Annotated in this window: 19 protein-coding genes and 1 pseudogene; 9 read left to right on the top strand and 11 right to left on the bottom strand. The window is 68.6% G+C overall.

Going from position 1 to position 18,708, the window contains the following annotated elements; translation table 11 throughout:
• A partial coding sequence (earP, locus tag VF536_RS26870; protein WP_331618009.1) for an elongation factor P maturation arginine rhamnosyltransferase EarP occupies positions 1-592 on the top strand: 592 nt, incomplete at its 5' end.
• Positions 593-764: 172 nt separating this feature from the next.
• On the top strand, positions 765-1,319 hold the full coding sequence (gene efp / locus VF536_RS26875; protein ID WP_088383725.1) for an elongation factor P: 555 nt from the start codon (positions 765-767) through the stop codon (positions 1,317-1,319).
• A gap of 115 nt (positions 1,320-1,434) precedes the next feature.
• Here the strand turns inward: efp and VF536_RS26880 are convergent, their stop codons facing one another.
• From VF536_RS26880 to VF536_RS26905, 6 genes are all read right to left on the bottom strand, one after another.
• On the bottom strand, positions 1,435-1,806 hold the full coding sequence (locus VF536_RS26880; protein ID WP_331618010.1) for a hypothetical protein: 372 nt from the start codon (positions 1,804-1,806) through the stop codon (positions 1,435-1,437).
• A gap of 87 nt (positions 1,807-1,893) precedes the next feature.
• The gene (locus tag VF536_RS26885; RefSeq protein ID WP_331618011.1) at positions 1,894-2,754 is read right to left on the bottom strand and encodes a 2OG-Fe(II) oxygenase; all 861 of its coding nucleotides are present in this window, start codon (positions 2,752-2,754) and stop codon (positions 1,894-1,896) included.
• Between the two features lie 106 nt (positions 2,755-2,860).
• Entirely contained in the window at positions 2,861-3,646 is a 786-nt protein-coding gene (gene yaaA / locus VF536_RS26890) for a peroxide stress protein YaaA (RefSeq protein ID WP_331618012.1), read from the bottom strand.
• A gap of 98 nt (positions 3,647-3,744) precedes the next feature.
• Entirely contained in the window at positions 3,745-5,115 is a 1,371-nt protein-coding gene (locus tag VF536_RS26895; RefSeq protein WP_331618013.1) for a TolC family outer membrane protein, read from the bottom strand.
• Between the two features lie 251 nt (positions 5,116-5,366).
• The gene (locus VF536_RS26900) at positions 5,367-6,020 is read right to left on the bottom strand and encodes a protein-L-isoaspartate O-methyltransferase (RefSeq protein WP_331618014.1); all 654 of its coding nucleotides are present in this window, start codon (positions 6,018-6,020) and stop codon (positions 5,367-5,369) included.
• Positions 6,021-6,089: 69 nt separating this feature from the next.
• Entirely contained in the window at positions 6,090-6,794 is a 705-nt protein-coding gene (locus VF536_RS26905) for a TetR/AcrR family transcriptional regulator (RefSeq protein ID WP_331618015.1), read from the bottom strand.
• Positions 6,795-7,122: 328 nt separating this feature from the next.
• Here VF536_RS26905 and VF536_RS26910 point away from each other — a divergent pair, with 328 nt between their 5' ends.
• From VF536_RS26910 to mnmH, 4 genes are all read left to right on the top strand, one after another.
• Positions 7,123-7,950, top strand: a complete 828-nt coding sequence (locus VF536_RS26910) for an undecaprenyl-diphosphate phosphatase (RefSeq protein ID WP_331618016.1) — start codon at positions 7,123-7,125, stop codon at positions 7,948-7,950.
• A gap of 101 nt (positions 7,951-8,051) precedes the next feature.
• On the top strand, positions 8,052-8,870 hold the full coding sequence (map, locus tag VF536_RS26915) for a type I methionyl aminopeptidase (protein ID WP_331618017.1): 819 nt from the start codon (positions 8,052-8,054) through the stop codon (positions 8,868-8,870).
• A 17-nt stretch (positions 8,871-8,887) separates the two neighbouring features.
• A complete protein-coding gene (locus VF536_RS26920; RefSeq protein ID WP_331618018.1) occupies positions 8,888-11,590 on the top strand; it encodes a [protein-PII] uridylyltransferase in 2,703 nt (900 codons plus the stop codon).
• A gap of 4 nt (positions 11,591-11,594) precedes the next feature.
• Positions 11,595-12,662 carry a tRNA 2-selenouridine(34) synthase MnmH gene (gene mnmH, locus VF536_RS26925; RefSeq protein WP_331618019.1) on the top strand — a complete coding sequence of 356 codons (1,068 nt, stop codon included), beginning with the start codon at positions 11,595-11,597 and terminating at the stop codon, positions 12,660-12,662.
• A 400-nt stretch (positions 12,663-13,062) separates the two neighbouring features.
• On the opposite strand, the gene VF536_RS26930 is transcribed toward mnmH, so the two are convergent.
• From VF536_RS26930 to VF536_RS26950, 5 genes and pseudogenes are all read right to left on the bottom strand, one after another.
• Positions 13,063-13,395: a 1-deoxy-D-xylulose-5-phosphate synthase gene (locus tag VF536_RS26930; RefSeq protein ID WP_331618021.1), complete on the bottom strand. Its 333-nt coding sequence runs from the start codon at positions 13,393-13,395 to the stop codon at positions 13,063-13,065.
• Between the two features lie 406 nt (positions 13,396-13,801).
• Positions 13,802-14,149, bottom strand: coding sequence for an FKBP-type peptidyl-prolyl cis-trans isomerase (locus VF536_RS26935; protein ID WP_331618042.1), 348 nt, complete (start codon positions 14,147-14,149; stop codon positions 13,802-13,804).
• Positions 14,150-14,182: 33 nt separating this feature from the next.
• A pseudogene (locus VF536_RS26940) lies at positions 14,183-14,527 on the bottom strand (FKBP-type peptidyl-prolyl cis-trans isomerase); the annotation flags it as partial.
• A gap of 77 nt (positions 14,528-14,604) precedes the next feature.
• Positions 14,605-15,513 carry a tRNA glutamyl-Q(34) synthetase GluQRS gene (gluQRS, locus tag VF536_RS26945; protein WP_331618022.1) on the bottom strand — a complete coding sequence of 303 codons (909 nt, stop codon included), beginning with the start codon at positions 15,511-15,513 and terminating at the stop codon, positions 14,605-14,607.
• The gene (locus tag VF536_RS26950; RefSeq protein WP_331618023.1) at positions 15,513-16,475 is read right to left on the bottom strand and encodes a LysR substrate-binding domain-containing protein; all 963 of its coding nucleotides are present in this window, start codon (positions 16,473-16,475) and stop codon (positions 15,513-15,515) included. Before VF536_RS26950 ends, gluQRS begins: the two co-directional genes overlap by 1 nt.
• Before the next feature lie 132 nt (positions 16,476-16,607).
• Between VF536_RS26950 and VF536_RS26955 the strand changes: the two genes are divergently transcribed.
• From VF536_RS26955 to VF536_RS26965, 3 genes are all read left to right on the top strand, one after another.
• Positions 16,608-17,330: a pirin family protein gene (locus VF536_RS26955; protein ID WP_331618025.1), complete on the top strand. Its 723-nt coding sequence runs from the start codon at positions 16,608-16,610 to the stop codon at positions 17,328-17,330.
• Positions 17,331-17,449: 119 nt separating this feature from the next.
• The gene (locus VF536_RS26960; RefSeq protein WP_331618026.1) at positions 17,450-17,953 is read left to right on the top strand and encodes a hypothetical protein; all 504 of its coding nucleotides are present in this window, start codon (positions 17,450-17,452) and stop codon (positions 17,951-17,953) included.
• 28 nt (positions 17,954-17,981) lie between these two features.
• Positions 17,982-18,698 (top strand): DUF599 domain-containing protein, encoded by a 717-nt coding sequence (locus tag VF536_RS26965; protein ID WP_331618027.1) that lies wholly within the window; start codon positions 17,982-17,984, stop codon positions 18,696-18,698.
• Positions 18,699-18,708 lie beyond the last annotated feature (10 nt).

The raw sequence follows: 18,708 nt of genomic DNA on the forward strand, positions 1-18,708 counted from the left end.
CGATGCCGGCGCGTGGCTGGCCGCGCGCGGCTGGGCGACTGCGCCGGGCGAACGCGTGCTCAGCCTGTTCGCCTATCCCCACGCGCCGCTGGCGGCTTTCCTTGACGCGCTCGGTCCGGGCTGGCTCCTGCTGCTGTGCCCCGGCGCGCCGCAGCAGGAACTCCCGCCGCTGCTGCGCGACGGGCAGCGCGCGATCGCCCTGCCCCACCTCAGCCAGACCGACTACGACCGCCTGCTGTGGTCCTGCGACCTGAACCTCGTGCGCGGCGAGGACTCGTTCGTCCGCGCGCAATGGGCCGGGCGGCCGATGCTCTGGCAGATCTACTTCCAGGACGACGGCGCGCACGGACCGAAGCTGGAGGCCTTCCTCGCCCGGGCCATGGCCGGTGCGCCGGCGCCGCTGCGGGCACATTGGGGCGCGTTGTCCCGTGCATGGAACGGCCTGGCACCGTGGACAGCGGAGGCCACACAAGCGCTCCGCGACCTGGACGACGCCGCCGCGCACGCCCGCGCGTGGCGCGCCGAGCTGGCCGCGCTGCCCGATCTCACCGCCCGCCTCCAGGCCTTTGCGGGGCTGTCGGCTGGCGCGTGAGGGGCCTTTCGAGCTAGAATGCGCGGCTTTTCCGCGTTCTGATTGCGCGGATGTCGGATCCAACACGGGATCCCACCCGAATCCAACACAGGATCCCGCAGGGATCTCAACACAGGATCCCGTAGGGATCTCCACACGGACCCCTCTCGGACCCAATCTCCCCGGAATCATCATGAAGATCGCACAAGAAATTCGCGCCGGCAACGTGATCATGCACGGCAAGGACCCCATGGTCGTGCTGAAGACCGAATACAGCCGCGGTGGCCGCAATGCCGCCACCGTGCGCATGAAGCTGAAGAGCCTGCTGAACAACTCGGGCACCGAAGTCGTCTTCAAGGCCGACGACAAGATGGACCAGATCATCCTGGAGAAGAAGGAGTGCACCTACACGTACTTCGCCGATCCGATGTACGTGTTCATGGACACCGAGTACAACCAGTTCGAGGTGGAAGCCGAGAACATGGGCGACGCCATCAACTACCTGCAGGACAGCATGGAAGTCGAAGTGGTGTTCTACGACGGCAAGGCCATCTCCGTGGAACTGCCGACCAGCGTCGTGCGTGAAGTGACCTGGACCGAGCCGGCCGTCAAGGGCGACACCTCGGGCAAGGTCCTGAAGCCCGCCAAGATCGCCACCGGTTTCGAGATCCCCGTGCCCATCTTCGTGGCGCAAGGCGACAACATCGAAATCGACACGCGGACCCACGAGTACCGCAAGCGCGTCTGAGACGCCCGACAGTGCCGTCGGCCTCCGGGCCCGGCACCAACGACAAAGCAGCCCGCGGGCTGCTTTTTTGCTTTCCAAGACCGGCCTCTTCACGAGGCCGGCCCCCTCGCCGGGATCAAGCGGCCGCGTGGCGCTGCTTGGTCTTCTTCGGCTTGGCGCTGCTGGCGTTCGCGACCTTCTTCGAGCCCGACTTGCCCGACGACGCATGCTGCGCCGGCTTCTTCTTGGCGCCGGACTTCTTGGCGGCGGCGTGTTTGCCGCCTTGCTTCGCGCCCTGCTTCGCCGTCTTGCCGGCAGCCTTGTGCTTGCCGGCACCCTTGGTGCCATCGGCCGGCTTGGCCATGGGCGCGGCGGGGGCGGCCATCTCGGCACGCGCGGCCGGGATCGGCGCGGTCGCGAGAGGCGCCGGCTGCGCCTGCGGCTGGACCTGAGCCTGCGCGACGGTGGCCAGCAAGGCGGTACCCAGGGCGGCGATCAACGACTTCATGAGGATTTCCTTCTTCTGGACGCGCCGACCGGGGCCGGCGCTCGTGATGATGAGCGGGAGTCTAGCGGGCGGCCGGTCAAGGCCGCGTCAAACGAACTCGCCCTGACGTAACCATTTTGTGGCGACCCACTTCTCGCCTTCGACCACCGGCGCGCCGCCGTGCAAGGTCAGCGTCGCGGGATCGGGCCGGTCGTAGCTGAAGAACACCGCGTTGCCCTTCTGCGCCATCACGTCGAGCTTGATGTCCGGGAACACCGTCGCGCCGCCGCGGGTCGGCGTGTTCAGGTACATCACGATGGTGGCGACCCGCTGACCGCCGCGCTCCAGGATCGCCTTGCTGCTGGCGTGACGCGGATCGAAGTAGTCGTAGTGCGGCTGGTACTCGGCGCCGGCGCGGTAGCGCAGCACCTGCAGGCCCTCGCCGTTGCGCACCGGCCAGTTCAGCAGCGCGGCGATGCGGCGTTCGATGCGGGCCACGACCTCGTTCTCGCCGCGTTCGAAGAACATGCCCTCGCTGGTGCGGGCGGCGTTGACCTCACTGCCCTCGCGCTGCGCCGCGACCGTTTCCGAACGGGCCAGGCGCTGCCCGGCGTTCGAGACGATGGCGTCGCACTCATCCTCGGACAGCAGGTTCCCGAACACGATCACCCGCGGCCGCTGCAGCGCCGTCAGGATCTCGACCCGGTGGCCGTCGGGCAGCAGCACGCTGCGCTGTTCGCTGAAATCCGGCTCCGGCAGCGAGCCGGGCTCGATCGGGGGCTCCGCGATCGCGGGCAGGCTCAAGGGGGCCTCGAACGGCCGGTGCTCCGCCAGCGCCTGCTGCGCCATGTCAGGCTGCCAGCCGCTGGTGAGCATGGCCTGGTACAAGGCCTCGCGCGTGATGCCGTTGCGCAGTTGCACGGCCACCCATTCGCGCAGTTCGGGCGTGAGGTATTGCGAGTTACTCATATCCGCAACGGTATCAAACTGATCGGTCTCTGCCTGTATCCCGGTGTGCCCGGAACAGGCCCCTGCTTACGCCTGGCTGCTCATTCGTGTCGACGCCACCCGAGGATCACTCCGCGATCCGGCGCCGGAACACCAGCCGGTCCGGCTCGCTCGCCTCGGGCGCGAAGGCATAACCGTCGACGGCGAAGTCCTGCAATCCGGACGGTGTGCCGATGCGATGCTGGATCGCATACCGCGCCATCAGGCCGCGCGCGCGCTTGGCGAAGAAGCTGATGATCTTGTAGCGGCCGTTCTTCCAGTCCTCGAACTGGCATTCGATGACGCGCGGCTTCAGCACCTTGCGGGCGGCAGCCTTGAAATACTCCTGCGACGCCAGGTTCACGATCACCGGCGACTTCAGCTGCGCGCTCTGTGCGTTCAGGTGCTCGGCGATGGTGTCGCCCCAGTAGGCATAGAGGTTGCCGCCCCGGCCGTTCTTCAGCGCCGTGCCCATCTCCAGCCGGTAGGGCTGGAGCCGGTCCAGCGGCCGCAGCACGCCGTACAGGCCCGACAGGATCGCCAGGTGGCGCTGCGCCCATTGCAGGTCGTCCAGCGACAGCGTCGCGGCCTGCAGGCCGTCGTACACGTCGCCGTTGAAGGCGAGCACCGCCGGCTTGCTGTTCCTGTCGGTGAAGCGGGTCGACCACGCGTGGTAGCGGGCGACGTTCAAGTTCGACAAGGCTTCGGAGAGGTCCATCAGCCCGCTGATGTCCGACGGGGACTGGGTCTTGAGGATCTCGATCAACTCGGCCGACTGCGGCACGAATTGCGGGCGGGTCGCCAGCGCGGCGAGGGTGTCCGGGGTCGGCGTGTCGTAGTCCAGGGACTTCGCGGGGGAGATCACGAAAAGCATGGGGCGGATTGTCGCGCGTCCCGCGCGCAAGACCTGTCACCAGACCGCCAGATGGACGAAAGCCGCCCGGAGGCGGCTTTCGTCTGGGGACGGTGCGCTTACGGCGCCAGCAGCGCGTTGATCGCCGTGACGTCCTCGGGGCGCAGCTGGCCGGAGGCCTGGCGCAGCTTGAGGCTGTTCACCAGCACGTCGTAACGCGCCTTGGCCAGGTCGCGCTGGGTCGTGTACAGCTGCGTCTGGGCATTGAGCACGTCCAGGTTGACGCGCACGCCGACCTTGTAGCCCAGCTGCGTCGCTTCCAGCGCCAGCTTGGTGGAGGATTCCGCCGCCTCGTACGCCTTCACCTGGGCCTGCAGCGACTGCACGCCGAAGAACGCGCGCTTGGTGCCTTCCTCGACGCTGCGGCGGGCGAAGTTGAGGTCGTTGCGGGACTTCTCCTCCAGCGACATCGTTTCCTTGATGCGGTTGGTGATCTGACCGCCGGTGTACACGGGCAGGTTCACCGACACGCCCAGCGAGCCCTGCTTGGTGTTGCCGGTGTAGCTGACGCCCTCGCCGGTCTGGCGCTGCACGCCCAGCGAGGCGTTCAGGTCCACGGTCGGCCAACGGGCGCCCTGGGCGCGGTCGATCTCGATCTTCGCGATGTCCAGGCCCAGCTGGGCCTTGCGGATGGCGGGATGGGCGCCTTCGGCCTGGCTGACCCAGGGCTCCACCGTCGAGGGCGCCACCGGCGGCAGCGCCACCGGCACCGCCAGCGGACGCGGCTCGACGCCGACGCGGCCGACCAGCTGGTCCAGCGTCACGCGCTTGACGCGCAGGTCGTTGTCGGCGGCCAGTTCCTGCGCGGTGGCCAGGTCATACCGGGCCTGCGCTTCGCGCGTGTCGGTGATGGTGGCGGTGCCGACCTCGAAGTTGCGCTTGGCCGAGGCCAGCTGTTCCGCGATCGCGGCCTTGTTGGCGCTGGAGGTCGACAGCGTGTCCTTGGCGGCCAGCACGTCGAAGTAGGCCTGCGCCACGCGGACGATCAGGTCCTGTTCCGCCGTCTCGAGGTCCGAGCGGGCGACGTCGACGCCCAGGCGGGCCTGTTCGATGCTGCCGGCGTTCGGACGGTTGAAGACCGCGTACTTCGCGCTCAGCCCGGCGTTGGTGACCGTGTTGCCCTGCCAGCCGGAGTTGACCGTGCCGCCCTGGCCGTTGGAGATCGCCGGCAGGTCCACCTCGTTGCGCGTCGCGCCGACGCCCAGGCCCACGCTCGGGCGCGCCAGCGCCTGCGCCTGGCCGTAGCGGTACTGCGCCGAGTCCGCCGTCGCGCGCGCCGCCAGGTAGGTGGCGTCGTAGACACGCGCCGCGTCGTACAGCTCTTGCAGGCTCTGCGCCTGGGCCGCACCCGCCGCCAGGGCGAGCGCCGCGGCCAGGAGCGAGACCCGCGGCAGGCGGGAGATGGGAGACGGACGGCGTTCAGCGGCCATGAGGCATCCTCGTGTCGATGTGATGTTCTTCGGATCGATCCAACTGCGGACCGGCCGCGGAGGGTTCCGCGACCGGGGTTCAGTACCTCGGCACCGCCGGATCGATCGCCTCCGATCCGACCCCGGTGCCGCGGGCGAGGTTATAGAACACCTCCCCCCCTTGTCTCGAAAGAAATGCGACGACTTGCAGTCTTCGCACCCCTTGACGGCAATTCCGCGCGACGGGCTGCAAGCCCCGGTCGCCGTGTGCCTCAGAACGTGAAGTGCGAACCCGTGTCGAAACCGTCCAGGCGCTGCACCACCGTCTCGAACAGGTTCTTCGTCGTGAACTCGCGCTCGCCGGTGCGGGTGATGATGCGCGCCGTCATCGCGGGCTCCTCGCCGACGATCACGCCCATGCGGCCGCCGACCTTGAGCTGGTCCAGCAGCGCCTGCGGCGCCTGCGCCACCGAGCCGGACAGCAGGATCACGTCGAAGGGCGCCTCGCCGGGCAGGCCCTTGACGCCGTCGCCCTCGACCACGGTCACGTTCAGCACGCCGTTGCGGCGCAGCGCGTCGCGGGCGGCGCCGACCAGTTGCGCATCCGGCTCCACGCTGAAGACCTGCTGCGCCTTGTGGCCCAGCAGCGCGGCCATGTAGCCGGCGCCGGTGCCGATCTCCAGCACCTTCTCATGGCGCTCGATCTGCAGCTCCTGCATCCAGCGGGCCTCGACCCGGGGCGGCAGCATCTTGCGGCCATGGGCCAGCGGCAGCTCGACGTCGGTGAACGCCACGTTGCGGTAGGCGGCCGGCACGAAGTCCTCCCGCTTGACCACGGCCAGCAGGGCCAGCACCGAGGTGTCCAGCACATCCCAGGGGCGGATCTGCTGTTCGATCATGTTGAAGCGGGCTTGTTCGAAGTTCATGTTCTTTTCCTCTGGCGCCGCGCGGCGCGCCAACTGCGGTCAGGAAGCGGTCTCAATGCGGGCGGTATTCTAGGCGGCCGGCCGGGGGGTGGCCGGCTCCGTTGGGTGACGCGGGCGGTTGAGGAGCCCCTCGAACATCAGTTCGAGCTGCAGCTTGAGCACGACTTCAGGTTCGGGCTTGTGATCGTGCACCACGCCCGCGGCGCCGATCGAGTGCTGATGCAGCACCAGGTGCAGCACCGGACCGATCAGCACCATCACGCAGGCATCGGGATCCACGTCGCGGAACTCCCCCGAGGCGATGCCCCGGCGCACGACCTCGGCCAGCAGCGCGCAGCTGGGCTCGATGACCTCGTCGTTGTAGAACGCGGCCAGCTGCGGGAAGTTGCCCGCCTCGCTCATCATGATCTTGTGGATGCCGCCGGCGGGCGTCAGCCCCATGCGCTCCCACCAGCTCCACAGCATCCAGGTCAGCAGCTCCGCCATCGACCCCTGGTGCTTGCCCAGCTCCGAGACGCCTTCGGCGATCTTGGTGCCGATGGCCTCGCGGACCACCGCCTTGAAGAGCTCCTCCTTCGACGGGTAGTAGAGGTAGAGCGTCCCCTTGGACACCCCCGCCTTGGCGGCAACCTCCTCCGAACGGGTGGCGGCGAAGCCCTTCTCCACGAACAGCGACAACGCCGCCTCGAGCAACTCCTGCGGCCGCGCCTCTTTGCGCCGCTGTCGGGCGGACGACGGCGCCGGTGCGGCGGTCTTGGCGGAAGCGCGAGGCATCTTGAACGAACGGAGCTTCTTGCTCCCTCTCCCGCTTGCGGGAGAGGGTGGGGATGAGGGGCGCGCGCAGCGCGCTGGGTCTGGACAGTCAATAACTGACTAACCGGTCAGTAATGTAGCGGCCAGCTTTCAAGCCGGTCAAGCGCCCCTCCCCGAACACGACCCCTTGCACGGAGCCTGTTAAGAGGGACTGAAGGCCTTCACGCCCCCCTCACGCCAGGACCGCCCATCCAGGTGCTGCACTGCCGCAAACCGGGTCCGGGCCACGGCTATGATCCCCGCCGACCCGCCTCCAACCCCGAGCGAGGCGGCATTCTGGAGTCGTAGTTTGGACACTGTGCTGCTGATCAAGGCCGCGATCATGGGGATCGTTGAAGGCCTGACCGAATTCCTGCCGATCTCGTCGACCGGCCACCTGATCCTGGCGGGTTCGCTGCTGGGCGGCTTCGAGGATGCGCGGGGCAAGGTGTTCGACATCGCGATCCAGACCGGGGCGATCCTGGCGGTGATCATCGTGTACTGGCAGCGCCTGCGCGACACCGCCGCCGGCCTGGGCAGCGACGTGCGCGCGCGCCGCTTCGTGCTGAACGTGGCGATCGGCTTCCTGCCGGCGGTCATCCTGGGCCTGCTGTTCGGCAAGGTCATCAAGGAACACCTGTTCACCCCTGTCGTGGTGGCGAGCACCTTCATCATCGGCGGCTTCGTCATCCTGTGGGCGGAACGCCGCCAGCAGACCGCCGTGCGCATCCAGGACGTCGACCAGATGTCGCCGATGGACGCGCTGAAGGTCGGTTTCGTCCAGTGCCTGGCGATGGTGCCGGGCACCAGCCGCTCCGGCGCGACCATCATCGGCGGCATGCTGCTGGGCCTGTCGCGCAAGGCGGCCACCGATTTCAGCTTCTTCCTGGCGATCCCGACGCTGATCGGCGCCGGCCTGTACAGCCTGTACAAGGAGCGTTCGGTCCTGTCGACCGGCGACATCCCGCTGTTCGCGGTGGGGCTGTTCTTCTCCTTCGTCAGCGCCTGGATCTGCGTGCGCTGGCTGCTGAAGTACATCGCCAGCCACAGCTTCGTGCCCTTCGCCTGGTACCGCATCGCCTTCGGCATCGTGGTGCTCGTCACCGCCTATACGGGTGTGATCGTCTGGGCGGACTGACTCCTCGGGCCCTCTGCGGAGGGCCCCTCCGGCGCGTTCCCTCGGGAGGGGGAACGCTTCCCCCTGCGCGGGGATGGCCAAGCGCCTAAAATGGCGTCCATATGACCATCACGATCAAGACCGGCGCCGACATCGACGCCATGCGCATCGCCGGCCGTCTGGCGTCCGAGGTGCTGGACATGCTGACCCCGCACGTCAAGCCGGGCGTCTCCACCGACCACCTCGACAAGCTGGCCCACGACTACATCGTGAACGTCCAGCAGGGCATCCCCGCCCCGCTGAACTACCAGCCGCCGGGCTACACGCCCTACCCCAAGTCGATCTGCACCTCGATCAACCACCAGGTCTGCCACGGCATCCCCAACGACCGTCCGCTGAAGAACGGCGACATCGTCAACATCGACGTGACCGTCATCAAGGACGGCTGGCACGGCGACACCAGCCGCATGTTCGTCGTCGGCGAGGGCTCCATCGCGGCCAAGCGGCTGTGCGCCTTCACCTACGAGGCGATGTGGAAGGGCATCCAGAAGGTCAAGCCGGGCGCGCGCCTGGGCGACATCGGCCATTCGATCCAGACCTTCGCGGAGAACGCCGGCTTCAGCGTGGTGCGCGAGTTCTGCGGCCACGGCATCGGCCAGAAGTTCCATGAGGAGCCGCAGGTGCTGCACTACGGCCGCCCCGGCACGCTCGAGGAGCTGGTGCCCGGCATGGTCTTCACGATCGAGCCGATGATCAACGCCGGCCGCCGCGAGATCCGCGAGATGGGCGACGGTTGGACCATCGTCACCAAGGACCGCTCGCTGTCGGCGCAGTGGGAGCACACGGTGCTGGTCACCGAGACCGGCTTCGAGATCCTCACGCAGTCGGCCGGCACGCCGCCGCCGCCGGCCTTCGCCCTGCCCCAGGCCGTTCCGGCCTGATCCGCGCGGAGCCGCCCATGAACGCCAGGACGCCCGGCGACGTCGGCGTTGCTGCCAACGTCGCGGCCAAGGTCTCATCCAGCGCCTCATCCGACGTCGTGCCCCAGGCGCCCTCCGCGACCCTGTCGGTCGCCGAGCTGCGCCAGCACTTCAAGTCCGGCAAGCAGGCCTTGCTGGACGACTTCGCGTCCGCCAAGGCCAGCGTCTCCGCGGCGGCGCGGCTGATGCGGCTGCTGGCGAAACACGTCGACGGCACGCTGCAGGCCTTGTGGACGCAATCGGGCATCGCCGCGGCGGCGCCCGAGGCGGCGCTCGTCGCGGTCGGCGGCTACGGACGCGGCGAACTCTTCCCGCATTCGGACGTCGACGTCCTGCTGCTGCTGCCCGACGCGCTCCCCGACGGGGTGACGCCGGACCAGCCCGGGCCGCTCAAGCACGCGATCGAAGCCTTCATCACCGCCTGCTGGGACATCGGGCTGGAGATCGGTTCGTCGGTGCGCTCGGTCAAGGAATGCCTGGACGAGGCCGCCGGCGACGTCACCATCCAGACCGCGCTGCTGGAGTTCCGCTGGCTGGCGGGCGCCAGGCCGCTGGTGAAGCGTTTCGACCAGGCCTTCTGCGCGGCGATGGACAAGCGCGCTTTCATGCGCGCCAAGACGCTGGAGATGCGCCAGCGCCACACGAAGTACGAAGAGACGCCCTACGCGCTCGAACCCAACATCAAGGAAAGCCCCGGCGGCCTGCGCGACCTGCAGGTGCTGATCTGGATCGCGCGCGGCGCCGGCCTGGGCAAGACCTGGCCCCAGCTGGCCGCCAAAGGGCTGATCACGCCCTTCGAGGCGCGCCAGCTGCAGCGCAACGAGGGCGTGCTCAAGAGCATCCGCTGCCAGTTGCACCTGGCGGCGCGGCGGCGCGAGGACCGGCTGGTCTTCGACCTGCAGACCTCGGTGGCGGAGCGCTTCGGCTATGAGTCGACGCGGTCGCTGCGGGCGTCCGAGAAGCTGATGCGCCGCTATTACTGGGCGGCCAAGGCGGTCACGCAGCTCAACCAGATCACGCTGCTGAATCTGGAAGAGCAGATCAACGGCACCGTCGGCAACGAGCTGCGGCCGGTGGACGAGCGCTTCCTGGAACGCAGCGGCATGCTGGAGATCGCGACCGACGATCTCTACGAGCGCGAGCCGCACGCGATCCTCGAGACCTTCCTGATCTACCAGCAGACACCCGGCATCAAGGGCCTGTCGGCCAAGACGCTGCGCGCGCTGTACAACGCGCGCGGCCTGATGAACAGCGCGTTCCGGCGCGACCCGGCCAACCGGGCGATGTTCATGCGCATCCTGGAAGAGCCGCAGGGACAGACCCACGCGTTCCGGTTGATGAACCAGACCTCGGTGCTGGGGCGCTACCTGTGGGTGTTCCGGCGCATCGTCGGGCAGATGCAGCACGACCTGTTCCACGTCTACACGGTGGACCAGCACATCCTGATGGTGCTGCGCAACATCCGGCGCTTCTTCATCCCCGAGCACACCCACGAGTACCCGTTCTGCTCGCAGCTGGCGGCGCAGTTCGACCGGCCGTCGGCGCTGTACGTCGCGGCGCTGTTCCACGACATCGCCAAGGGACGCGGCGGGGACCATTCCGACCTCGGCGCGGCCGAGGCCAGGCGCTTCTGCCGCGCGCACGGGCTGCCGAAGGCGGACGCGGCGCTGGTCGTGTTCCTGGTCGAGCACCACCTGACGATGTCGCGCGTGGCGCAGAAGGAGGACCTGTCCGATCCGGAGGTCATCCAGCACTTCGCGCAGCGCGTGAAGGACGAGCGCACGTTGACGGCGCTCTACCTGTTGACGGTGGCCGACATCCGCGGGACGGGACCCAAGGTCTGGAACGCGTGGAAGGGCAAGCTGCTCGAGGACCTGTACCGGCTGACGCTGCGCGCCCTCGGCGGCGCGAAGCTGAACATGGCCGCGGAGATCGAGGCGCGCAAGCAGGAAGCGCGGCAGGAGCTGGCGCTGAAGGCGCAGTTGCCGGGCACCGAGGATGCGCTCTGGAAGACGCTGGACCTGAGCTACTTCGCGCGGCACGACGCGCCCGATCTCGCGTGGCACGCGCGGGCGCTGTGGCGGCATGTCGAAAGCACCGTGCCCGTGGTCCACGCCCGGCCGTCGCCGGTCGGCGAAGGTCTCCAGGTGCTGGTGTACGCGAAGGACCTGCAGGACCTGTTCGCGCGGATCTGCGGCTATTTCGACGGCGCGGGCTTCAACATCCTCGATGCCAAGGTCCACACGACCCGCACCGGGTATGCGCTGGACACCTTCCAGGTCATCGCGCCGGAGCTCGACCTGCACCACCGCGACCTCACGGCGCTGGTCGAGTCCAAGCTCGGCCAGGCGCTGGTCGCACAGGGGCCGCTGCCCGAGCCGCGCAAGGGCCGGCTGTCGCGACGCGTGAAGAGCTTCCCCTTCACCCCCCGCATCGCGCTGCGCCCCGATGAGCGCGCGCAACGCTGGCTGCTGTCCGTCAGCGCGACCGACCGCGCCGGCCTGCTGTACGCGATCGCTCGCGTGCTCGCGCGGCATGGCATCAACCTGCAGCTCGCCAAGGTCTCCACCCTCGGCGAACGCGTCGAGGATACGTTCCTGCTCGACGGCGCCGCGCTGCAGCAGAACCGCACCCAACTCCAGATCGAAACCGAATTGCTGGACGCACTGTCGGTGCAGTGAGGCGATGAGCCAGTACCACGTGATCCCGTCGGCCGAAGCCTTCTCCCGGCTCGGCGGATTCAGCAACGTGATCGACGTGCGCTCGCCCGGGGAGTTCGCGGAGGATCATCTGCCAGGCGCGCTCAACTGGCCGGTGCTGGACAACGAGGAGCGGCGCGTTGTCGGCACGCTCTATCGGCAGGATCCGCTGGAAGCGCGCAAGCTGGGCGCGGCGATCGTCGCGCGCAACATCGCCAACCACCTCGATGCCAACCGGCCGCTGATGCAGAAGCACTGGCGGCCGCTGGTCTATTGCTGGCGCGGCGGACAGCGGTCCGGCGCGATGAACTGGTTCCTGAACCAGATCGGATTCAAGTCGCTCCAGCTGGTCGGCGGCTACAAGGCCTTCCGGGGCGAAGTGATCAAGACCCTGGCGGAACAGCCGGCGCGATTCGATTTCGTCGTGCTGTGCGGGCGCACCGGGTCAGGCAAGACCCGGCTGCTGCAGGCGCTCGCCGCCGCGGGCGAGCAGGTGCTCGACCTCGAAGCGCTGGCACGGCATCGAGGCTCCGTGCTGGGCGCCCTGCCCGATCAGCCACAACCGAGCCAGAAGGCGTTCGATACGGCGCTCTGGCAGGCGATGGTCCGGCTCGATCCCTCCCGACCCGTGTTCGTCGAGAGCGAGAGCCGCAAGATCGGCAGCGTTCAGTTGCCGGAGCCGCTCCACCTCCGGCTGAGGCAGCACGGCCGGTGCGTCTGGATCGACATGGCCGACGCCGGGCGCGTGCAGCTGCTGCTGGAGGACTACGCCCACTTCAAGGACCACCCCGAGCGGTTCAACGCACTCATCGGCGGACTGGTCGCGCTGCGCGGCAAGGAACGCGTCGGGAGGTGGCAAGCCCTGGCACTCGGCGGGCAGTGGGCGGAAGCCTTCGGGGAACTCATGCGGGAACACTACGACCCCGGGTACGAACGGTCGCTCACCAACCAGTTTCCGACACTGGCCGCCGCGCCTCGCGTCACGCTGCTCGACGGGGGCAGCGAAGAAACCGGCAAGGCCGCACAGGAAATCATCGCGCTGGCTCGCCGTTGACGCCAGGTCTTCTCACCGCGTGAGAGCCCGCCGGGTCTCGGCCCGGCAGCCGAGTCCCTTTGTCCGCCGACAAAGGAACCAAAACGGCCCTGACGACGCTCATATGCGCTCGCTGTCCGGCATTCGTCGCTCGTCACTACGCTCCGAGACTCCTCGGACGATGCCCTCACACGGCCACCACCGGAGTCCTCTCACCGCCTCTCTCTACAGGCTTGCTCGCTCCGCTCGTCGCGCCAGCCACTCAACGCGACATGCGATCGCCCTGCACGCTCGCCCCTACCGGGGTCTCGCAGCGTCCCACCGTTCGGTGAGCCTGGCGCTAAGGGTGACGGGCTCGTCAGTCTGACCAAAGATCCCGTGGAACTTCGCGCCAGCTCGCATCACCAGAGGCTTTCCCGTCTCAGGCGTCGTTGACGTTTCGCCGTTCGGGCGGCTTCTCGCGGCCGCGTATGGCCGTCCAATACTCGTCCCACACATCGGCGTCGACCGTCGGTCGTTGATGAGTGGCATAGAGACTGTCCTGTCCATCCTTGCGCGGACCGGAGATCCAGAAGACGTCGCCCGTCTCCACGTCGAAGTAGTTCGACTTGAAGCCTCCTCCCTTCTGGCTCTGGAAGGATCGGCCGGCGTAATACAGCGTCGCGCCCGTCTTTGAGAACGTGACGCGGCCGATGCGGGCGGGCCCCGTGAGCCCACCGCTTTTCGATTCGATGTACATGATCCGCTGTTTCATGGCGTTTCCCTGATGACGCCATTGCAGCGTCGAGGGAAGTCTCGCATCGTCATCGACAGATGCCATTGATCACACCACACCCTCGCCCCTTCCCGCTGCGAGACCCCGGTAGGGGCGAGCGTACGAGGTCGAGGAGGACCGCATTGAGTGGCTGGCGCGACGAGCGGAGCGAGCAAGCCTGTAGAGAGAGGTGGTGCGAGGACTCCGGTGGTGGCCGTGTGGGGGCATCGTTGGAGGAGTCTCGCGAGCGGAGCGGGAGAGCGACGACGGCCACACAGCGAGCGTATATGAGCGTCCTCAGAGCCGTTTTGGTTCCTTTGTCGGCGGACAAAGGAACTCGGCTGCCGGGCCGAGACCCGGCGGGGTGCAGAGGGTTGAACCCTCTGCGGATCGACCGCTCAACCGATCAGACGGCCAGCAGTTCCACTTCAAACAGCAGCGTCGCATGCGGCGGGATGACGCCGCCGGCGCCGTAGGCGCCGTAGCCGAGTTCCGACGGAATGACGAGGAAGCGGGTCCCACCGACCTTCATCCCTTGGACGCCTTCATCCCATCCCTTGATGACTTCGCCTGCGCCGAGGTGGAAGCGGAAAGGATCGCGGCGGTCCTTGGAGGAGTCGAACTTGCGACCGCGCTGGCCGTCCTTGTAGAGCCAGCCCGTGTAGTGCACGGTGACGCGCTTGCCGGCTTCGGCGACGGCGCCGTCGCCTTCCTTGACGTCTTCGAACTGGAGTCCGCTGGCGGTGGTCGCCAGCTTGTTCAGCTCGATGGTTTCGGCGCCGCCGGACACGCCGAGCAGCTCCACCTCGAACATCAGCGTCGCATTCGGCGGGATGACGCCGCCGGCGCCACGCGCGCCGTAGCCGAGCTGGGGCGGGATGACGAGCACGCGGGTGCCGCCGACCTGCATCCCCTGGACGCCTTCATCCCAGCCCTTGATGACCATGCCGCCGTCGAGTTCGAACTCGAACGGTTCGCCGCGGTCCTTGCTGGAGTCGAACTTCGTGCCCTTCTCGCCGTCCTTGAACAGCCAGCCGGTGTAATGCACTTGCACGTCCTGGCCGGCGCGGGCGGTCGCGCCAGTGCCGGCGGTGGTGTCGTCGTATTGCAGGCCGCTGTCGGTCGTCTTCATCGAGTTTTCCTTGAAAGGGGGATGCGGATCCGCATCCCGAAAAGCAAAAGCGTGATCATGCCAGCGGCGAAGGGTCCTTACACCTCGCGCTGCCGTACAGCCCACGCTGCCACGGCGCTGGCGAGCCACTCGGGCGTCGTCCGCGCCTGCAGCGCCGGCAGCCCGAGGCGGGTGCCGGCGCGCTGCAATGCGGCAAGCGGGTTGCCCAGGTCGAGGGCCTGTGCGCCGTTCTGTTTGGAGAGCTTCTCGCCGTTCCCGCCGAGCACCAAGGGCGTGTGCAGATAGCGGAGGCGCGGCAGGCCGAGCAATTCCTGCAGCCGGATCTGCCGGGGCGTGTTGTCGGCGAGATCCTCGCCGCGGACCACGTCGGTGATGCCTTGCCAGCCGTCGTCGACGACGACCGCGAGTTGATACGCCCAGAGCCCGTCCGCGCGCAGGAGGACGAAGTCGCCGACCTCGTCGGTCAGGTCCTGCGACTGCTCGCCGAGCCTGCGGTCGCGCCACTGGATGCGCAACGGTCCGTCGCCGTCCACCGTCGCCGTGCTGCGCAGCCGCCAGGCCCGCGCCGCCTTGCCGTTCAGCCCGTGCCGGCAGGTACCCGGATAGACGAGCTCCCCGTGCCGCTCCCGATGCCCGCCCTGGGCCGCGATCGCCTCGGCGATGTCCTTGCGCGAGCAGCCGCAGGGGTAGGCCCAGGCCGAGGCCTTCAACTGCGCCAGCGCGGCCTCGTAGGCCGCATCGCGCTTCGATTGCCAGACCGGCGGCTCATCCGGCAGAAGCCGCACCTGGGCGAGCTGCGACAGCACCGTCGCGTCGGCGCCGGCCGGGCAGCGCGGCCGGTCGACGTCCTCGATGCGGATCAGCCAGCGCCCGCCATGCGCACGCGCATCGAGCCAGCTCGCCAGGGCCGCGACCAGCGACCCTTCATGCAGCGGCCCGGTGGGCGACGGAGCGAACCGGCCGACGTAGTCCCGGCCCTCCTGCATCACAGCAGCAGCCCTTCATGCTGCTCGATCAGCGAGCGCCGCGTCGCCTCGCTCTTCAGCCGCTCCAGCCACCAGGCCAGCGCCTTGGCCGGACGTTGGCTGGAGTTGCGCCACGCGTAGTGCATGGGCGAGATCCGTTTGCCCTGGAAGGTCTCCTTCTGGACCAGCCTCCCCGCATCCACATGCCGCCGCACCATCGGCGTGGGCAGCGATCCGACACCCAGGCCGCGCAGCAAGGCCTCGAGCTTGACGGCCATCGACGGCACCGTCAGCACCTCCTGCCCGGGCACCACGCCGACGGTCATGGGCGCGAGGCTGCGCGCCGTGTCCGCCACCGCGACGATGCGATGCCGCGCGATCTCGGCCGAGGTCAGCACCCCGTCGAATCCCGCCAGCGGGTGATGCGGCGCGACGCAGAACACCATCTCCATCGGCCCGAGCACCTCGCAGACGACCGAACTGCCCGGCGGCTGCGCGCTGGTGCCGATGGCCAGATCGGCCTGGCCCGAGATCAGCGCTTCCCAGGTGCCCGAGAGCACCTCGGTGCGCAACTTCAGGCGCGTCGGCGGCGGCTTGCCGTCCTCGGCCTGCTGGTAGAAGGCCTCCATCAGGTCGAAGATCGCGCGCCGCGCGATCGCGTCGTCGAACGCAATGGTGAGTTCGCTCTCCCACCCGGTGGCGACGCGCTTGACCCGGTTCGCGACCGCGTCCATCTCCTGCAGCAGGCGCCGCCCCTCGGTGAGCAACTCATGCCCCGCCGCGGTCAACACCGCCTGGCGCGAACTGCGGTCGAACAGCAGCACGTCCAGCGCGTCCTCGAGCTGCCGCACCGAGTAGGTCAGCGCCGACGGCACCTTCCCCATCTCCCGGGCCGCCGCGGCGAAGCTGCCGCTGCGCGCGATGCTGTCCATCATGGCCAGCGCTTCCGGCGTCAGGACCCGTCGTTTGTCTTGTTGAGCCATTGCTTCATCTTATTTGAACGCTGGCTTCAAGCCCCCTCCCCCTCGGCAGAGGCCCGCTTCCCTACAGTGAGTCCATCGCCAACAAGCAGGCCCCCTCCACCACACCCGGGGGGTCACACCAGGAGCATCGACATGCGTGAAGTCATCAAGTCCTCGGATCGCGGCTACGCCGACCACGGCTGGCTGAAGAGCTTCCACAGCTTCTCGTTCGCGGACTATCACAACCCGCGCCGGATGGGCTTCGGTCCGCTGCGCGTGATCAACGAGGACCGCATCGCCGGCGGCACCGGCTTCGGCACGCACGGCCACCGCGACATGGAGATCATCAGCTACGTCCTCAGCGGCGAGCTGGCGCACCAGGACAGCATGGGCAACGGCACGCCGGGCGGCGCCAACGCGGGCGTGATCCGCCCGGGCGACGTCCAGCGCATGAGCGCCGGCACCGGCGTGCGGCACAGCGAGTTCAACCACTCGAAGGACGGCCAGACCCATTTCCTGCAGATCTGGATCATGCCGGACCGCCAGGGCGTCGAGCCGGGCTACGAGCAGAAGCACTTCACCGACGCCGAGAAGCGCGGCCAGCTGCGGCTGGTGGCCTCGCCGGACGGCGCGGCGGGCTCCGTGTCCATCCACCAGGACGCGCGGCTGTACGCCGGACTGTTCAACGGCGATGAACGGGCCGAGCTGCCGCTGGCGGCGGACCGGATCGCCTATGTGCATGTCGTGCGCGGTCAGGCGACCGTGAACGGCGAAGCGCTGGGCGCCGGTGACGCGCTGCAGGTCGCCAAGGAGGCCGGTGTCTCGATCGAGGCGGGCCAGGACGCCGAGGTGCTGGTGTTCGACCTGCCGGTCTGACCTGATGGCCCTCGACGGGCGGGCGTGAACCCGCCCGCCGAGGGCCGGCACTTCGCCGCTTCAGTCCGGGACGGACCTGTCGCATGCCGCGGCGGGCCGTCGCCGGATGGAGATTGCGCATGAAGCCCGGCCGCTTGACCTTCCCTGCTCCACCGCTCGCCGACGACATCGGCCCCGGCGGCTGGACTCCGTCGTCCGCCTTGACGTCGCTGATCGACCTGCTGATGGGCCTGGGTGACTGGCCCGCGGATCATGGGATCCGCGTGCGCAGCGCCGGTCGACGGGCGCCGCTCACATACGGCCGGGTCGCCACGTCGCGGCACGTGATCGAGATCCTGTTCGATCCCTCGACCGGTCGCTACGAGTGCACCAACTGCCAGTCGGCGGAGTTCGACCTGTCGACCCCGATCCAGGGCGAGTCGGACGGCGGCTTCGTCCGCGCGGTGGTGCGCGGCCTGACCGCCGCGGCGGCGACGGCGCTGCTGCAAGGCGCCCTGGCGCTGCTGGAGAGCTGGCCCCATGGCGCGCCGTCTGCCGGGGCCACGGGCCTGGCGCTAGCCGACGACGGCATCGCCGCGTCGCCCGCCGCGGTGCATGCGGTTCGACGCAAGCCTGCCGTCTGACCGTCCGACGCGCGCCTACACTCCCGCGATGCAATCGCTCCGACAACTCCTGGCCGCGTTGCCGCTGCTCGACTGGGCCTCGCTGGGCCTGTTCTTCGTGGCCTGGATCGGCTACGCCCAGTTCTCCAAGCGCCATGCGGACGGGCGCGGCTCGCTGCTGGCCATCACCAACCGCGTGCGGCGCCAGTGGATGCTGCAGCTGACCTACCGCGAGATGCGGGTGCTGGACGGCGCGGTCAGCCAGGCGCTGTTGTCGAGCCCGTCCTTCTTCGCCTCCACGACCATCCTGATCATCGGCGGCCTGCTGGCCGCGCTGGGGGCGAGCGAGCAGACCAGCGCCCTGGTGCTGGGACTGCCCTTCGCGGTGAAGACCAGCACGCTGGTGTTCGACATCAAGCTCGCGCTGCTGACCGGCATCTTCGTGTACGCCTTCTTCCGCTTCACCTGGAGCATGCGGCAGTACACCTTCGGCGCGCTGCTGGTGGCGTCCGCGCCGGAGGCGGGCCAGTTCGCGCAGATGGGGCCGGACGCGGACGGGGCGCGCCAGGAATTCGCCGATCGCGCAGGCGCCGTCGTCGGCATGGCCGCCGAGGCCTTCAACGACGGTCTGCGCGGCTACTACCTCGCCTTCCCCGTCGTGGCCTGGTTCTTCTCGCCCTGGGCGCTGGCGTTGTCCACGGCCGGCGTGCTCTACGTGCTGTACCAGCGCGAGTTCCGCTCCGAAGTGCTCGCGAAGCTGCGTTGAGGCGCCGCGC

Source organism: Roseateles sp., assembly GCF_036486225.1.
In the GTDB taxonomy this organism is placed as follows: domain Bacteria; phylum Pseudomonadota; class Gammaproteobacteria; order Burkholderiales; family Burkholderiaceae_C; genus Roseateles.

What these genes read in the sequence shown, in the direction of transcription:
- VF536_RS26965 (WP_331618027.1), top strand. Translation starts at nt 17,982, where the DNA reads ATGCAATCGCTCCGACAACTCCTGGCCGCGTTGCCGCTGCTCGACTGG.
- VF536_RS26920 (WP_331618018.1), top strand. Translation starts at nt 8,888, where the DNA reads ATGAACGCCAGGACGCCCGGCGACGTCGGCGTTGCTGCCAACGTCGCG.
- VF536_RS26885 (WP_331618011.1), bottom strand. Translation starts at nt 2,754, where the DNA reads ATGAGTAACTCGCAATACCTCACGCCCGAACTGCGCGAATGGGTGGCC.
- VF536_RS26905 (WP_331618015.1), bottom strand. Translation starts at nt 6,794, where the DNA reads ATGCCTCGCGCTTCCGCCAAGACCGCCGCACCGGCGCCGTCGTCCGCC.
- efp (WP_088383725.1), top strand. Translation starts at nt 765, where the DNA reads ATGAAGATCGCACAAGAAATTCGCGCCGGCAACGTGATCATGCACGGC.
- VF536_RS26950 (WP_331618023.1), bottom strand. Translation starts at nt 16,475, where the DNA reads ATGGCTCAACAAGACAAACGACGGGTCCTGACGCCGGAAGCGCTGGCC.
- yaaA (WP_331618012.1), bottom strand. Translation starts at nt 3,646, where the DNA reads ATGCTTTTCGTGATCTCCCCCGCGAAGTCCCTGGACTACGACACGCCG.
- map (WP_331618017.1), top strand. Translation starts at nt 8,052, where the DNA reads ATGACCATCACGATCAAGACCGGCGCCGACATCGACGCCATGCGCATC.
- VF536_RS26930 (WP_331618021.1), bottom strand. Translation starts at nt 13,395, where the DNA reads ATGAAACAGCGGATCATGTACATCGAATCGAAAAGCGGTGGGCTCACG.
- VF536_RS26880 (WP_331618010.1), bottom strand. Translation starts at nt 1,806, where the DNA reads ATGAAGTCGTTGATCGCCGCCCTGGGTACCGCCTTGCTGGCCACCGTC.
- VF536_RS26895 (WP_331618013.1), bottom strand. Translation starts at nt 5,115, where the DNA reads ATGGCCGCTGAACGCCGTCCGTCTCCCATCTCCCGCCTGCCGCGGGTC.
- VF536_RS26955 (WP_331618025.1), top strand. Translation starts at nt 16,608, where the DNA reads ATGCGTGAAGTCATCAAGTCCTCGGATCGCGGCTACGCCGACCACGGC.
- VF536_RS26900 (WP_331618014.1), bottom strand. Translation starts at nt 6,020, where the DNA reads ATGAACTTCGAACAAGCCCGCTTCAACATGATCGAACAGCAGATCCGC.
- VF536_RS26960 (WP_331618026.1), top strand. Translation starts at nt 17,450, where the DNA reads ATGAAGCCCGGCCGCTTGACCTTCCCTGCTCCACCGCTCGCCGACGAC.
- gluQRS (WP_331618022.1), bottom strand. Translation starts at nt 15,513, where the DNA reads ATGCAGGAGGGCCGGGACTACGTCGGCCGGTTCGCTCCGTCGCCCACC.
- mnmH (WP_331618019.1), top strand. Translation starts at nt 11,595, where the DNA reads ATGAGCCAGTACCACGTGATCCCGTCGGCCGAAGCCTTCTCCCGGCTC.